The 15,718-nt window shown below is 71.5% G+C and carries 9 protein-coding genes and 1 pseudogene; 5 read left to right on the top strand and 5 right to left on the bottom strand.

Annotation, left to right across the window (positions count from 1 at the left end):
• Positions 1–62: 62 nt before the first annotated feature.
• Positions 63–1,136: pseudogene (locus ACH4RG_RS18630) on the bottom strand (LLM class flavin-dependent oxidoreductase).
• 462 nt (positions 1,137–1,598) lie between these two features.
• On the opposite strand from ACH4RG_RS18630, the gene ACH4RG_RS18625 reads away from it, so the two are divergent.
• Positions 1,599–3,827 carry a DEAD/DEAH box helicase gene (locus ACH4RG_RS18625; protein ID WP_398539848.1) on the top strand — a complete coding sequence of 743 codons (2,229 nt, stop codon included), beginning with the start codon at positions 1,599–1,601 and terminating at the stop codon, positions 3,825–3,827.
• A gap of 120 nt (positions 3,828–3,947) precedes the next feature.
• Here the strand turns inward: ACH4RG_RS18625 and ACH4RG_RS18620 are convergent, their stop codons facing one another.
• Positions 3,948–4,997, bottom strand: coding sequence for a multicopper oxidase domain-containing protein (locus ACH4RG_RS18620; protein ID WP_397917475.1), 1,050 nt, complete (start codon positions 4,995–4,997; stop codon positions 3,948–3,950).
• A 272-nt stretch (positions 4,998–5,269) separates the two neighbouring features.
• On the opposite strand from ACH4RG_RS18620, the gene ACH4RG_RS18615 reads away from it, so the two are divergent.
• Entirely contained in the window at positions 5,270–7,774 is a 2,505-nt protein-coding gene (locus tag ACH4RG_RS18615; protein ID WP_397917474.1) for a ThuA domain-containing protein, read from the top strand.
• Positions 7,771–10,008, top strand: coding sequence for an OmpL47-type beta-barrel domain-containing protein (locus ACH4RG_RS18610; protein WP_398539847.1), 2,238 nt, complete (start codon positions 7,771–7,773; stop codon positions 10,006–10,008). Before ACH4RG_RS18615 ends, ACH4RG_RS18610 begins: the two co-directional genes overlap by 4 nt.
• 14 nt (positions 10,009–10,022) lie before the next feature.
• Here the strand turns inward: ACH4RG_RS18610 and ACH4RG_RS18605 are convergent, their stop codons facing one another.
• Positions 10,023–11,090, bottom strand: a complete 1,068-nt coding sequence (locus ACH4RG_RS18605; RefSeq protein WP_397927118.1) for an ABC transporter permease — start codon at positions 11,088–11,090, stop codon at positions 10,023–10,025.
• Positions 11,087–12,115 (bottom strand): non-homologous end-joining DNA ligase, encoded by a 1,029-nt coding sequence (gene ligD, locus ACH4RG_RS18600; protein ID WP_397917471.1) that lies wholly within the window; start codon positions 12,113–12,115, stop codon positions 11,087–11,089. Before ligD ends, ACH4RG_RS18605 begins: the two co-directional genes overlap by 4 nt.
• 76 nt (positions 12,116–12,191) lie before the next feature.
• On the opposite strand from ligD, the gene ACH4RG_RS18595 reads away from it, so the two are divergent.
• Both ACH4RG_RS18595 and ppk2 read left to right on the top strand, forming a co-directional pair.
• The gene (locus ACH4RG_RS18595) at positions 12,192–13,253 is read left to right on the top strand and encodes an ATP-dependent DNA ligase (protein ID WP_397917470.1); all 1,062 of its coding nucleotides are present in this window, start codon (positions 12,192–12,194) and stop codon (positions 13,251–13,253) included.
• A gap of 133 nt (positions 13,254–13,386) precedes the next feature.
• Positions 13,387–14,355: a polyphosphate kinase 2 gene (gene ppk2, locus ACH4RG_RS18590; protein WP_397917469.1), complete on the top strand. Its 969-nt coding sequence runs from the start codon at positions 13,387–13,389 to the stop codon at positions 14,353–14,355.
• 63 nt (positions 14,356–14,418) lie between these two features.
• Here the strand turns inward: ppk2 and ACH4RG_RS18585 are convergent, their stop codons facing one another.
• Complete coding sequence (locus ACH4RG_RS18585; RefSeq protein ID WP_398539846.1) at positions 14,419–15,699, bottom strand: lytic transglycosylase domain-containing protein; 1,281 nt, start codon at positions 15,697–15,699, stop codon at positions 14,419–14,421.
• Positions 15,700–15,718 lie beyond the last annotated feature (19 nt).

The raw sequence follows: 15,718 nt of genomic DNA, 5'->3' as shown, positions 1-15,718 counted from the left end.
GCCGGGGGACCGGGGCGAAGCATTGGACCGGCGCGTCGTCCCGGCCGTCGGGCGGTTGTCGTTCAGCGCCGTACCTCCAGGGACGGGAGCACGGTCTCGGCGACGCGGTAGGCCTCCTCCAGCAGCGGATTGCCGGACAGGATGAAGGTGTCGACGCCCAAGTCCTGGAATTCCCGCAGCCGTTCGACGACCCGGGTCGTGGACCCGACGACCGCCGTGCCGGGGCCGGGCCGGAAGAGGCTCATGCCCGGCCACATGTTGGGGTGGACCTCCAGCTCCCGGGCGCGGGCGGGCACTCTTCCGCCGTGCTGGCGGAACTGCCGCTGCCAGCCGACACCGTCCTCGCCCTCCCGGCCTCCGAGCTGCCGGGCGTACGTGGCCTCGCTGGTGACGTCCAGCAGCCGGTCGGCCGCCGCCCAGGCCGCGTCCTCGGTGTCGCGGACGATGAGGTGCAGGCGCAGCCCGGTGCGCAGGGTGCGCCCGTGGGCGGCGGCCCGCGCCCTGACCCGCTCCAGCTTCTCCTTGAGCAGGTGCGGCGGCTCGCCCCAGGTGAGGAAGACGTCGACGTGTTCGGCGGCCATCTCGATGCCGGGGTCGGACGAGCCGCCGAACCAGAGCGGGATGTGCGGCTCCTGGACGGGCTTCAGCTCGCGGAAGGACGCGCCCGCGTCTCTCAGGTCGTAGAAGCGGCCCCGGTGGTCGAACACCTCGCCGGCGGTGAGCCGCTTGACGATCGACCAGTACTCGGCGCTCAGCTCGTAACGCTCGTCGTGTTCCACGTGGAGCCCGTACTCCTGGAGGGACTTGGTGGATCCGTTGACGACGTTGAAGCGCAGCCGCCCGCCGAAGAGGGTGTCGAAGCTGGGGGCCATCTTGGCGAGCAGGGTCGGTGAGATCAGTCCCGGGTGGACGGCGAGCAGCGGCTTGAACCGGGAGCTGGTGGACGCGGCCAGCGCGCTGCCGAGCGGCCAGACGTCGTAGGGGTCGGTGGCGAGCAACGCACCGCTGTAGCCGAGCTGTTCGACGGTTCCGGCGAGTCTGCTGAGATGGCCGAGGTCGACGGGGCGCCGGCCGGACGGCTCTCAGGGGTGGGCGCCTTCGCGCGGGATGATGTACCAGAGGACTTCGGTGGCCATGGCCCTCAGACCGCCTTCGCGGGTGCGTGGGCGACGGCGTGCGCCACGGTGACCGGGCGCTCGATGAAGCCGGTGCGGTGGAAACGTCGGCGGCCTCCTGCTGTTCGGCGAGGAAGGCTTCGCCGACCTCCTCGATCCGCCACGGCAGTGCGGCGAGCGCGCTCTCCCAGTCCTCGACCGTGCCGCCCCCGAACGCACCGGGTGGCTGCTGAGCGAGGCCCGCTCCTGTGCCCGGGCCCTGGAGGTGCTGCTGCTCTCCCCCGCGGAACGCCGCCCGCCCACCCGGCCGTAGCGCCCGCCGCCCGGCGCGTCGCGCGACCGGCAGGGGCCCGGCGGTGCACCCCCGGGGCCTGTCGGCAGTGCGTGGCACGATGGCGGGAAAGCTGGCGGAGCGGGTACCGGGGCGGTGAGACACCGGCCCCGGAGCGGTGAGGCACCCACTCCGGGAACAGAAGGACGCACATGAAGCAGAGCGGGGCGGCGGGCGGCACGGCCCTCGGGACACTCGCGCACGGGGCCGCCGCGGGCCCGGTGCCGACGGGCGGCGCGGTCCGGGAGCTGCTCGCGCGGGCTGAGCGGCTCCTGGAGAGCGCCCGTGCCGTGCCGGCGGACCATGGAGACGCCGTGGACGCCGTACGTTCCGTGCTCGATCCGCTGCTCGACACCCTGGTGGGCCGGGAGCTGGCCGCCATCCCCGTATCCCGGCTCAAGGACGTCACCGAGGGGCGGCTGCGGCTCGGGGCTCTGGAGCAGGCCGGGTTCGGCACGGTCGGGCAGGTCCACGGCACGAACCGCTACGAGCTCCGGCAGCTCCCCGGCGTCGGTGCGCACACCGCCGATCAGGCGCTGGCCGCCGCCGCGCAGATCGCCCACGCCGTGCGGGACACCGTCTCGGTGCGGATCGACGTGGACGCCCCGGACGACACCAGCACCGCGCTGGTCGTCGCCCTGCACCGGTTGGCCGAGGCCGGTTCGGACGCGCGGCGGGCGGTGGACGCGGCCCGTCGGCTCGCCGAGCGGCTCGGCCCCCCGGTGACGGCGGCCGCACCGGCCGGGAGCCGGCTGCGCATGCTGTTCACGGGGCGGCAGGCGCGGGCGCGGGCGCGCGAGGCCGTCGGAGCGGTGCACGCGGCCGTGGCGGACGCGGTGGAGCGGGAGCTGCCGGTGCTCTTCGCACAGGCGTCGGCCGACCTGCTGCGGTCACCGGCGTCGCCCGCCGAGGCCTGGGTCGACTTCGAGCTGCGTTCCGCCGAGTACTACAGCCTGCTCGCCGAGCTGTCCGGCAGCGGTCCGGACCGGGACGCCGCCGAGGGGTTCCTGCCCGCCGGGATCGCGGACCGGGTACGCGCGCTGCGCCTGGACGACACGCGTCTGCGGGTGTCCCTGCGCGGCTACCAGGCGTTCGGGGCGCGGTTCGCGCTGGCGCAGAAACGGGTCGTCATCGGGGACGAGATGGGGCTCGGCAAGACCGTGCAGGCCATCGCGGCGCTCGCCCATCTCGCCGCCCACGGCGAGAGCCACTTCCTCGTGGTCTGCCCGGCGAGCGTGCTGATCAACTGGACGCGGGAGATCCGGGCCCGCTCCACCCTCCGCGCCGTGCCGGTGCACGGCGCGGAGCGGACCGAGGCGTTCGCGGACTGGCGGGAGAACGGCGGGGTGGCGGTGACCACGTTCGACGCGCTGCACCTGCTGCCCGGGGCGGCGGCCTCGGTGCGGCCCGGGATGCTGGTCGTGGACGAGGCCCACTTCGTGAAGAACCCCGCGGCCCGACGGTCGCGGGCGGTCGCCGGCTGGGCGGAGCACGTGGAGCGGGTGCTGTTCCTCACGGGCACCCCGATGGAGAACCGGGTCGAGGAGTTCCGCAGCCTCGTGCGCCAACTCCGCCCCGAACTCGCACCGTCCGTCTGCGGTACGCACGGCGCGGCCGGTTCGCGGGCCTTCCGCCGCGCCGTCGCCCCCGCCTATCTGCGCCGCAACCAGGTGGACGTGTTGGCCGAACTCCCGGCGCTGGTCCACGTGGACGAGTGGGAGGAGTTCGGCGCCGAGGACCGGGACGCCTACCGGGAGGCGGTCGCCTCGGGGCGGTTCATGCGGATGCGCCGGGCCGCCTATGCCGCGCCCGAGACGTCCGCCAAGCTGGAGCGGCTGCGCGAACTGGTCGACGAGGCGCGGGAGACCGGTCTGAAGGTGGTCGTCTTCTCCTACTTCCGCGAGGTCCTCGCGACCGTCGGCGAAGCTCTGGGTCCGGACGCCTTCGGGCCGCTCTCCGGAAGCGTCCCGCCGGCCCGGCGGCAGGAGCTCGTCGACGCCTTCTCCGCCGTGGACGGGCACGCGGTGCTGCTGAGCCAGATCCAGGCCGGGGGCACCGGTCTGAACATGCAGGCCGCCTCCGTGGTCATCCTGTGCGAGCCGCAGATCAAACCCACGCTGGAGCACCAGGCCGTGGCCCGGGCACACCGGATGGGCCAGGTGCGCCCCGTCCAGGTGCACCGGCTGCTGGCCACGGACAGCGTCGACCAGCGCCTGGTGGAGCTGCTCTCCCGCAAGGCCCGGCTCTTCGACGCGTACGCCCGACGCAGCGATCTCGCGGAGACCACCCCGGACGCGGTGGACGTCTCCGACGCCGAGCTGGCCCGGCGCATCGTCGAGGAGGAGCAGCGGCGGCTCGCGGACGACGCCGGCCGGCCGTGACCGGGGCCGCCCGCCGTCCATGACGCGGGCCACCCTCCGTTCATGACCGGGGCCAGCCGCCGTCCATGACCGGGCCCCTCCCCTCCCCGAGCCCCGTGACAGGCAGGGGCACGGACGGGGTCAGTGCTGGTGCTCCCCGGCGGCCTTCCCGGACTTCTCCTCCGCGCTCTGCGTGCCGCTCTTCTCCTCGGCCTTCTTCTCCGCGCCGCCCGCCGCGTGGTGGGGTTCGTAGCCTGGAATGGTGCCGTCGGGCTTCTTGATCAGCAGGAGCCCGGCCATCCCCATGTCGGAGTGGCTCTGGACATGGCAGTGGTACATCCACGCACCCGCGCCCACGCGTTCGCCCGCGATGATCTGGAGGCCGAAGGAGTCCGCGGGGCCGCAGATCTTGTTGTCGATGACCCGGCTCGGGTCGTCGGGGCCGGTGAGGATGCCGGTCCGGTTGTCCGCCCAGCGGTGACCGTGGATATGGAAGGTGTGGTAGTACTCACCGTGCGTGATCATCACGAATTCGAGCCGATCACCCACCGTGGCCTCGAAGTTGACGCTGTTGTGGGCCGTCTTGTTGTTGATCATCATGTCGTTGAAGACGACCGTGCAGGTCTGGTCGGGCAGGATGTCGCCCTTGCGACGCACGACGACCGGCCCGTACAGCCCCTTGCGGATGCCGCCGGTGCCGTGGTCCGTGCCGACGACGTGGTCGTGGTAGTGCCAGTAGCCCGCGCTGCCCGGCTCGTAGGTGCCGTCCTTGCGGAGGCGCGGGGCGTGGGTGCGCCAGGTGTACGTCCGGGTGCCGCCCGGCTCGACGTGACTCCTGTTCATCCGGGTGCCGTCGTTGGCGATGTCGTAGTCGACGCCGTGGACGTGGAGGCTGGCGTCGACGTCGGTGAGGTTCTCGAACTCGATGTGCACCGTGTCGCCCTCGTTCAGCTCGATGAGGGGACCGGGGATCGAGGCCTTGCCCTTCTCGAAGCCGTAGCCCAGCTCGCCGTTCGGCAACTTCTCGGCGTACATCCTCAGCCGTCGCACCACCCCGCCGGCCGGGGCCGTACGGGGTGGGTTCTCGGCCGAGCTCGCCTCCACCGCCCCGAGAGACAACGATGTCACCCCGGTCGCGGCCGCGGCTGCGCCACCGACCAGCATCCGCCGACTGAAGGTCCTTCGGTCCATGTCGAACTCCCCACTGCGATAAGAGAACTGGCGATGCCACAGGAAACGGAACGGCGCTCACGGGATCCCGGAACGGGCCACACCGTAGCCGGGGCACCCTCGTTTATCCACACCCAGGACAAAGTTCACACGATTGCTGCCGTACCTATTGGCGTACCGCGAAAAGAGGTCTAGCTTCGTGCGCTGTCACAGTGAATCAAGAGGTACCGACGAAGAGTGAGCAAGCCACAGTCACCGAGAGGTGCAGTGACCCCAGAGGGGTGGGTGACCACATGCAGCGCGCATCACATCACCGGTCCAGATCACGACGCGGCCTCGCGGCGGCCGTGGCGGCCGGCGCACTGACCGTGTCCATGCTGGGCGGCGGCGGCCCGGCCAGCGCGGACCAGTCGCCGGACCGGGCTCTGGTCGAGAAGATGGCGACAACGTTGTCCTTGCCGACTCCGCCCGGTTCCGCCAAGCAGGTCAAGGTGCTGGTCTTCCACGCCTCGGCCGGCGACGAGGCACCGTACACGGACGCCGGTATCGCGGCGATCGAGAAGATCGGGCTGAGCGGCCCGGAGGCCGGAAGGTTCGCCACCGTGGCCACGGCCGACCCCCGGGTCTTCACCAACGGCAAGCGGCTCGGCTCGTTCCACGCCGTCGTCTTCCTGACCGGCGGGGGCGACGTCCTCGACCCGGAGCAGGAAGCGGGCCTGGAGGCCTACATGGAGGCGGGCGGCGGTTTCCTCGGCATCCATGACGCGGCGCGGACCGAACCGTACTCGGACTGGTTCACCGGTCTGGTCGGAGCGCGCCCCGCGGCGAACAGCCCGGCGTCCACGCAGCGGGCGACCGTGGAGATCGGCGACCGGGTCCACCCGGCCACCAAGAACCTGCCGTTGGAGTGGAAGCGCCCCGACAAGTGGCTCAACTGGACGAAGAACCCGTCCGGCGACGTCCACACCGTGGCGCGCGTGCGGGAGTTGACGTACAAGCCGGGTGCGAGCGCCAACGGCTGGGACCATCCGGTCTCCTGGTGCCGCGACTACGACGGCGGCCGGTCCTTCTACACGGCCATGGGTGGTACGGCGGACAGCTTCGCGGAGACCGACTTCCGCGACCATCTGCGCGGCGCCCTCGCCTGGACGAACCGGACCTCGCAGGCCGACTGCAAGGCGACGATCACCTCCAACTACACCGCCGAGCGCCTGACCCAGCCCAACCAGCCGGGCCAGAACGACCAGATCGGCGAACCGCACGGTCTGGTGACCGCGCCGGACGGCCGGGTCTTCTACATCGGGCGCGGCGGGGCCGACAGCTCCGTCCCGGTCGTCATCGACTGGAACGACCCGAACATCGGCAAGGGCAAGGGCGAGATCCACGTCTACGACCCGAAGACCGGGAAGGTCACCCTGGCCGGTGCGCTGGACGTCTTCGGCAACAAGGGCGGCGGCGACGAACTGGTCAAGGTCGAGGAGGGATTGCTCGGCATCGAGCTGGACCCGGACTTCGCGTCCAACGGGTGGGTGTATCTGCACTACACACCGCACGCGAAGATCGACCGCGACAAGCGCATGGCGACCCGTCAGGTCTCCCGCTTCACCTTCGACTCCGCGACCGGCAGGCTGGACCTGGCCTCGGAGAAGGTGCTGCTCGGCTGGCCGGTGCAGATCAACAGCTGCTGCCACGCGGGCGGTGGCATGGCCTGGGACTCCGACGACAACCTGTACATCGCGACCGGTGACAACAACTCCTCCGGTTTCAGCGGCGGTTACTCCGGCAACAACCCGGAGCCGAACTACAAGGGCGTCGGCTTCGCCGACGCGCGCCGCACCGCCGGCAACACCAACAACCTCAACGGGAAGATCCTGCGGATCCACCCGGAGGACGACGGCACCTACACCCTGCCGTCCGGCAACCTCTTCACCGGCGAGGAGCCGGACGAGGGCGGCGGGAAGACCCGCGGCGAGATCTACGTGATGGGCGTGCGCAACCCGGCCCGCATCTCGATCGACACCGCGACGGACACGCTGTACGCGGGGTGGGTCGGCCCCGACGCGGGCGCCCCGTCCACCACCTGGGGCCCGGCGAAGTACGACACGTTCGCCGCGATCACCAAGGCGGGCAACCACGGCTGGCCGTACTGCATGGGCAACAACCAGCCCTACCGGGACCGTAATCTCCCCGACCCGAGCAAGCCGCTGGGCTGGTACGACTGCGACGCCCCGAAGAACGAGTCGCCGCACAACGACGGCCTCGTCAAGATCCCGCCGGTGACCCCGAACACCATCTGGTACTCCCCGCAGGGCGGCGGGGTCGACTACCCGCGCGACGAGAACGGCGTACCGAGCTACAAGGCGGAGGAGGGCAAGCAGCTGCTCCCCTGGCTCAAGGGCGGCGGGCAGGCCACGATGAACGGCCCGCTCTACCGCTACGACGCGCGGAGCGAGTCCACCGCCAAGTGGCCCGCCTACTGGGACGGCAAGTGGTTCGTCGGAGACTTCTACGACGACACCCAGCCCCGGCACGCCGTGCTCACCGACCCGAGGACGGTCGGCAAGGGCGGACTGCCCACGCACGCCGAGTCGTTGAAGAAGATCATCCCGGTCGGGGCGGACGGCATCCGCAACCTGATGGACTGGAAGTTCGCGCCGGACGGTTCGCTCTACGTCCTGGACTACGGGCGCGGCTTCTTCACCTCCGACCCCAAGTCCGCGTTGTGGCGCGTGACCTACAAGGGCGGCGCCGCGACCCCGGCCGCCAAGGACCTCGTCGGAAAGGCGGCAGCGAAGTGAGACATCACCCGCACCTCGCACGCGGGCGGCACCGTCCGCCGAGCTTCTGGGTGGCCCTGCTGGCCTCCCTACTGATGGTCCTCGGACTGACCTCGACGGCCGCGTACGGCAAGGGGGACGACACTCCCCCGGCGGCCGCCGCCGACCAGGTGCTGACCTGGACCGCGGGCGACCCGATCGACCGCTACCTGTCCGCGCCGAAGACGGCGGTGGCCGGCAAGGCGACCATCGTCTTCGAGAACAGCACGGCCACCGGGAACACGACGAGCATGCCGCACACGCTGACGTTCGGCGTGTCGGACCCGGAGTTCAACAACGACGTCCAGCTGAACATCCTGGCCAACCCGGGCGACGCCGAGGGCGGAAAGCACAGCGTGGAGGTCACGCTCTCGCCCGGCCGGTACTTCTACCACTGCACGATCCCCGGCCACGGCATGATGCAGGGCATCCTGACCGTCACCGAGGGCAGCGGCGAGGACACCGAGGCCCCCGCGACCTCGGCGAAGGTCGACGGTGACAGAGACGGCGACGGCGCGTACATCGGCCAGGCCACGGTCGCCGTCGAGGCCACGGACACGGGCTCCGGCGTCGACACCGTCGAGTTCGCCCTCGGGGCGGACGGCGAGTGGCAGCCCTACACCGCGCCCGTCGTGGTGAACGAGGTCGGCGACCACACGGTCCGCTACCGGGCCACCGACAAGGCCGGGAACGTGGCGACGGAGAAGTCCGTCGACTTCGCGGTCGCCGCGCCGCCGACCGACGACAAGACGCCGCCGGAGACCTCGGCGACCGTCTCGGGCGAGAAGGACGACGCGGGCGCGTACCTGGGGATGGCCACGGTCACCGTGACCGCGTCCGACACCGGGTCCGGCGTCAACACCATCGAGTACGCGCTCGGCGCGGACGGTGCGTGGCAGCCGTACACCGCACCGGTGATGGTCCACGAGGTGGGCGAGCACCAGGTCCGCTACCGGGCCACCGACCGGTCGGGCAACGTGGCGGACGAGAAGGCCGTCGACTTCACCGTGGTCGAGCCGCCGTCGCAGGACCGGACGGCGCCGGAGACCTCGGTGAAGGTCGAGGGCGACAAGAACAGCGACGGCGCGTTCATCACCAGCGCCAAGGCCACCGTCTCGGCGACCGACGACGACTCGGGCGTGGACAAGGTCGAGTACAGCCTCGACGGCGGACCGTACCTCGCCTACACCACCCCGGTGATCGTCGACCGGGTCGGCTACCACTCCATCGCCCACCGGGCGACGGACAAGGCGGGCAACACCTCCGAGGCGAAGAAGGTGTCGTTCACCATCGCCCAGGGCGGCGGGGTTCCCGCGCCGAACTGCGCGGAGTTCGACGAACGGCACACCGTCTTCGTCGGCACGATCGACACGGGCGTCCCGAACCGGATCACCCGTAACCGCTGCACGATCAACGAGCTGATCGAGGACGAGAAGGACTGGTCCTCCCACGCGCTGTTCCTCAAGCACGTGACGTCGGTGCTCGACAGGCTGAAGACCGACGGCGTCATCGACCTGCGCGAGCGTCGGGCGATCAACCAGGCCGCGAAGCAGTCGGGCATCGGGAAGCCGGGCCAGGTCGAGGGCTACACCAAGCTCTTCGACGGCACGGCGGCCTCGCTCGCCAAGTGGCAGCACGTGGGCGGCGGCAAGTTCGAGCTCAACGAGGAGGAAGGCTCCATCACCAGCTCCACCACGGTCGGTGGAATGGGCATGCTGTGGCTGCCGAACCGGGCCTACGGCGACTACTCGCTCAAGCTCCAGTGGCGGGACGACGCCCCGGGCTCGGGCAACGCCAACGGCGGGGTCTTCGTCCGTTTCCCGAAGGTCCACGACCACCCGGAGGAGTCGCGTCCGGAGTGGGTCGCCATCAAGTACGGCCATGAGATCCAGGTCAACGACCGGCCGGACGGCGACATGTACAAGACCGGTTCGGTGTACGGCTTCGACCGGGTGGGTCTCGGCGGCGCCGGGGTCACCCCGAAGGGGACTTGGAACGACTACGAGATCAAGGTGGTGGACCAGCACTACGAGATCTACCGCAACGGTGTCCTGATCAACGAGTTCGACAACACCGGCGGTCAGCTCTTCGAGCCGCCGCGGGGCGACGACCCGGGCACCGACGGCCGGCGGTTCGCCTCCGGTTACATCGGGCTCCAGGTGCACGGCGTCACCGACGTCATCTCGTACCGCGACATCCGGATCAAGGAGCTGTAGGCCGCGGGGCCCGCTCAGGTGGCCGCGTCCGCATGCTCCGGCGTGCGGGCGCGGCCACCGGGGTGTCGGTGCCGCCACACCCAGAACACCGTGCACGAGACCAGCGCCCAGCCGGCGAGGACCAGGTACGGGAAGACGAACTGGTGGCCCTGGTAGTAGACGGCGGTGTGCTGGGCGTTGACGGAGGCTCCCGGCGGCAGCCAGCGGCCGATGTGCCCGAGCGCCGAGGGCAGCAGCGGCCAGGACACCGCGCCGCCGGAGGACGGGTTGCCCAGCAGCACCATGACGCCCCAGGTGGGGATCATCGCCCAGCGGCCCATCAACGTGTTGAACATGGTGAAGACCATGCCGGAGGTGAACATCGTGAACGCCAGGATCAGCCAGGACTGGACGAACGGCAGGTCCACCGCCCCGAGCCACCAGTCCACGGCCGCCGCGATGGCGAACCCGCCGAGCAGGGCGTAGGCGACGGTGAAGGCGATCCGCTCGGCCGGGTTGAGGCCGTGGGCGTGCACGCTGAGCTGGATCGCGCCGAGGAAGCCCATGATCACGGCGGCCAGCGAGATGTAGAACAGGGCGAGTCCGCGCGGGTCGCCCCGCTGGAGCGGCTTGATGTCCCGGACGGTGACCTCGACCCCGGTGGCCTCGCCCACCTCCAGACCCGCCTTGCCGAGCAGCTCGGCCACGGACGCTCCGGAGGCTCCGGCCACGTCGAGCGCCACTCCCCCGTCGGACGCGCGCACGATGGCGAAGACCTTCTGCTCGTCCAGGGCGCGGCGGGCGTCGGCGATGTCGGGGTAGTCGCGCACTTCGAGGGAGGCGTCGAGGGCCTTCTCCATGCCCGCGACGAACGCCTCGCCGCGCGCCGCCTCCGGCCGGGTGACCAGGGCGGCGGGGATGCGGTGCGGGGTGGGGTCGGCCATCGCGTACGTGTAGGAGCCGGCGAAGAGACCGGCCGCGGCGGCGACGATCAGGACGAGGACGGTCGCGGGGAGGAACGGGCTGTTCTTGTACGCCTCCCAGCGCTCGCGGAGGGTGGGCGGCCGCCCGTGCGCACCGTGCCGGTCGCCGCTCCCGCTCACGCCATCTCACCGTCGTCGTCATCGTGGCGGGCACGGCTGGGCTGGACGCGCTTGGGCTCGCCGGGCATCTTCGGATACTCCGGCGGGTACGGCATGTCGCCGAGCCCGCGTTCCTTCTCGTCCCGGTCGGCCAGCTCCAGCAGGGCGTCGAGCCGGAACGCCTCCTGGTCCATGTCCGCGTGCACGTCGCCGAGTTCGGCGTAGCGCGCCGGGAGCGTGACGATGTCGAAGTCGCGCGGTTCGGCGTCGTCGATCTCCTCCCAGCGCAGCGGCGCGGAGACCGGGGCGTGCGGGAAGGGGCGTACGGAGTAGGCGGAGGCGATGGTGCGGTCGCGGGCGGTCTGGTTGAAGTCCACGAAGATCCGCTCGCCGCGCTCCTCCTTCCACCAGGCGGTCGTCACCCGCTCGGGCATCCGCCGCTCCAGTTCGCGCCCGGCGGCGATGGTGGCGCGCCGCACCTCGGTGAAGGTCCAGGCGGGCTCGATGGGCACGAAGACGTGGATGCCCCGGCCGCCGGAGGTCTTGGGCCAGCCGCGTACGCCGTGGTCCTCCAGGACGGAGCGCAGCTCGTGGGCGGCGGTGACGGCGTCTGCGTAGTCGGTGCCGGGCTGCGGGTCCAGGTCGATGCGGAGTTCGTCCGGGTGGTCGGTGTCCCCGGCGCGGACCGGCCACGGGTGGAACGTGAGGGTGCCGAGGTTGGCGGCCCAGATGACGGCGGCGAGCTCGGTGGGGCAGATCTCGTCGGCGGGCCGGCCGCTGGGGAAGGAGATGCGGGCGGTGGGGATCCACTCGGGGAGGTTCTTCGGGGCGCGCTTCTGGTAGAAGAAGTCGCCCTCCACCCCGTCGACGAAGCGCTGGAGCGTGGTCGGCCGGTGGTCGAGGGCGCGGGTGATCCCCGGCCCCACCGCCAGGAAGTACTCGGCCACGTCCCTCTTGGTGTAGCCCTTCTCCGGGAAGTACACCTTGTCCGGGTTGGACAGCCTCACGGCCCGTCCGCCCGCGTCCAGCTCCACCGCTGCTCCCATGACGGCCACCGTAGGCGGGTCGCACATATGCCGCACATCGGGAGACACGCGCGCGATCGCGGTCCAGAATCGGCCCATGGACCTGCCGGTGATGCCGCCCGTGAAGCCGATGCTCGCCAAGTCGGTCTCCAAGATCCCGCCGGGCATGAGCTACGAGGCGAAGTGGGACGGCTTCCGGGCGATCGTGTACCGGGACGGGGACGAGGTGGAGATCGGCAGCCGCACGGGCAAGTCCCTGACCCGCTACTTCCCCGACCTGGTCGACGTCGTACGGGAGAGTCTCCCGCCGCGCTGTGTGATCGACGGGGAGATCGTCATCGCCCACGAGGGGCGGCTCGACTTCGACCGGCTCAGCGAGCGCATCCATCCGGCGGACTCCCGGGTCCGGCTGCTCGCCGAGCAGACCCCGGCGAGCCTGATCGCCTTCGACGTCCTCGCCGTCGACGACACCTCCCTCCTCCCCACCCGGCAGGCGGACCGGCGGGAGGTGCTGAGGGCCGCGCTCGCGGAAGCGTCCCCGCCCGTGTTCCTCGCCCCGGCCACCACGGACATCGAGGTCGCCCGGGAGTGGTTCGACCGGTACGAGGGGGCCGGGCTCGACGGGATCGTGGCGAAACCGCTCGATCTCCCGTACCGGCCGGACGCCCGGGCGATGTACAAGATCAAGCACGAGCGGACCGCCGACGTCGTGGTGGCGGGCTATCGCGAACACAAGAGCGGCCCGGTCGTCGGCTCGCTCCTGCTCGGCCTGTACGACGCCGACGGCGTGTTCCACCACGTCGGGGTCTGCGCGGCCTTCCCGATGAAACGGCGCGCCGAGCTGGCCGAGGAGCTCGCGCCACTCCGCGTCGAGTCCGCCGGTCATCCGTGGGGCGCCTGGGCGGACGCGGCGGCGCACGAGCAGTCCCGGCTGCCGGGGACGCAGAACCGCTGGTCGGGCAAGAAGGACCAGTCCTGGGTGCCACTGCGCCCGGAGCGGGTGTGCGAGGTGGCCTACGACCACATGGAGGGCGACCGGTTCCGGCACACCACCCAGTTCCGTCGGTGGCGGCCGGACCGGTCCCCCGCCGGCTGTACGTACGCGCAGTTGGAGGAGGTCGTCTCCTTCGACCTGTCCGAGGTGCTGTCGGGCGGCTGACCCCGGTCACCGCGCCCGCTCGGACATGCCCGGCGGCTGCCGGGGAACATTCCCGTGCGGGAGAGGGCTCGTCCGCGGCGGGTGGGCCCTCTCCCGCCGCACCGGAGCATGCGAAGCGAACGGGGACACGACCATGACCGACGACGGCCGGAACACCGACCCCGCGGAGCTGCTGAAGGGACTGACCGTCGACGGTCGGCGCCCCGAGCAGCCCGTGCTCCTCGACGAGCAGGGCCGTCCTCTTGAGACGTGGCGGGAGAACCATCCGTACGACCGGAAGGTGCGCCGCAGGGAGTACGAACGGGAGAAACGATTCCTCCAGATCGAGCTCCTGAAGCTCCAGCGGTGGGTCCGCGAGAGCGGGCAGCGGCTGGTGGTCCTGTGCGAGGGCCGCGACGCGGCGGGCAAGGGCGGCACGATCCAGCGGTTCACCGAGCGGCTCAACCCGCGTGGGGCGCGCGTGGTCGCCCTGGAGAAGCCCACCGAGCAGGAGAGCGGACAGTGGTACTTCCAGCGGTACGTGGCACACCTTCCGACCGCCGGCGAGATCGTCTTCTTCGACCGCTCCTGGTACAACCGGGCCGGGGTGGAAAGGGTGATGGGCTTCTGCACACCGGAGCAGTACAAGCACTTCCTGAAGCAGGCCCCGCAGTTCGAGCGGATGCTCGTCGATGACGGTGTCCTGCTGGTGAAGTTCTGGTTCTCGGTCTCCCGCGCCGAGCAGCGGACGCGCTTCGCGATCCGGCAGGTCGACCCGGTACGCCAGTGGAAGCTGTCGCCGACCGACGTGGCCTCCTTGGATCTCTGGGACGAGTACACCGCCGCGAAGGTCGAGATGTTCCGGTCCACGGACACCGAGTGCGCGCCGTGGACCGTGGTGAAGAACAACGACAAGAAGCGCGGCCGGCTGGAGGCGATGCGCAGCCTTCTGTGGCGTTTCGACTACGACAGCAAGGACGAGAAGGGCGTAGGAGCCCCGGATCCTCTCATCGTGGGTCCCGCGGACACCCTGCTGGAGCCGGGTGAGGAACAGACGGATCTCTCGCCCACCCCCCTGACCGGCGGGGCCCACGGGCCGGGCGACCATCCCCGACGGGAGTGATTCCCCGCCCCGGCCATGGCGGGGCGGGGAGCCGCCCCGTACGGAGGCCCCTCCTGGTACGGGTCAGGAGCCCGGCTTCCCCTCCGGTGCGCAGGGGTCGGCGGAACCGTGTGCTTCTGTCGAGGCCGGCTCGCTCGGCGAAGGTTCGGACGGCGGCGGTGACGGAGTGCCGTCGGGGCAGCCCGGGCCGGTCTCGCCGGGGTCGGGCGAGGTGGTGGGGTCGGGCGACGGCGTGGGGCCGGGGTCCGTCGGGCCGGGGCTGGGACTCGGGCCCGGATCGGTGGGGCCCGGGTCGGTCGGGCCGGTCGGGTCGGGGCTCGGGCCGGGGTCGGTGGGGCCGGGGTCTGTCGGGTCGGGGCTCGGGCTCGGTGAGCCGGGACCCGTGGGACGGGGAGTGGGCGTCGGACTCGGCGGCCGGGTGGGCTGCGGGCCGACCACGACACCTCCGTCGCCCTTGCCGGGACGTTCCGGCGCGCCGGGCCCGCCGACGGAGGATCTGGGTGGGGTCTTCCCACCGGGGCCGGGGCTGGCCGGGAGGACGCCCTGGCCGTCGGCGACCGCATGGCTTCCGCTGCGGTAGAACTCCAGCCAGGACAGCACGGTCCGCAGATACGTCTCCGACCGGTTGTAGCTGAGGATCGCCCGGTCCAGGTCGGAGCGGCGGGTCAGGTCGCGGTTCCCGGCACAGAGGTAGCGCCCGGCGGCGAGCGCCGCGTCGTAGACGTTGTCCGGGTCCCGGCGGCCGTCGCCGTTGCCGTCCGCGCCCCAGGCCGCCCAGGTCGAGGGGATGAACTGCATCGGTCCGACGGCCCGGTCGTAGGCGCGGTCGCCGTCGTACGCCCCGTCGTCGGTGTCCCGGATCAGGGCGAAGCCGTTGCCGTCGAGCGCGGGGCCGAGGATCGGGGTGAGCGTCGTCCCTCGGGCGTCGACCCGCCCGCCGGACGCCTGGCCCGATTCGACCTTGCCGATCGCCGCGAGCAGCTGCCAGGGGAGCCCGCAGCCCGGGTCGCCGCGGCCCACCGCGCTCTCGGCCTTCCGGTAGGCGGCCAGCACGGTCGCCGGAATGCCCGCCTCGGACCAGGCGCGGGCCACGAGCGGATCGGTCTTCGCGCCGGGCTTCGGAGGAGCGGGCGGCTTCGGGGACCGCAGCGGAGGCAACTCGGTGTGGTACACGTCGTCGCCCGGCACCTCGCTCCACACGACGTCGTCGGAAGCCGCCGCCTTCCCCTGCCGGGGCTCGGGCAGCGCGATCCCCGGGGCCTGGGAAGCGGTGAGCGCGGTCATCGCGGCGACCGCGGTGGCCGTGGTGCCGAGCCGTCGGCGCACCGTGCGGTTGAAGCTCATCTGGACTCCACTCCCTCTC

Source organism: Streptomyces sp. NPDC021019 (genome assembly GCF_044333295.1).
GTDB lineage: Bacteria > Actinomycetota > Actinomycetes > Streptomycetales > Streptomycetaceae > Streptomyces.
Note: the sequence above shows the minus strand (reverse complement) of the source record. Positions and strands in the feature narration are given on the sequence as shown.

Coding starts and splice junctions, on each gene's coding strand:
- ligD (WP_397917471.1), bottom strand. CDS start 12,115: ATGGGAGCAGCGGTGGAGCTGGACGCGGGCGGACGGGCCGTGAGGCTG.
- ACH4RG_RS18615 (WP_397917474.1), top strand. CDS start 5,270: ATGCAGCGCGCATCACATCACCGGTCCAGATCACGACGCGGCCTCGCG.
- ACH4RG_RS18585 (WP_398539846.1), bottom strand. CDS start 15,699: ATGAGCTTCAACCGCACGGTGCGCCGACGGCTCGGCACCACGGCCACC.
- ACH4RG_RS18620 (WP_397917475.1), bottom strand. CDS start 4,997: ATGGACCGAAGGACCTTCAGTCGGCGGATGCTGGTCGGTGGCGCAGCC.
- ppk2 (WP_397917469.1), top strand. CDS start 13,387: ATGACCGACGACGGCCGGAACACCGACCCCGCGGAGCTGCTGAAGGGA.
- ACH4RG_RS18595 (WP_397917470.1), top strand. CDS start 12,192: ATGGACCTGCCGGTGATGCCGCCCGTGAAGCCGATGCTCGCCAAGTCG.
- ACH4RG_RS18625 (WP_398539848.1), top strand. CDS start 1,599: ATGAAGCAGAGCGGGGCGGCGGGCGGCACGGCCCTCGGGACACTCGCG.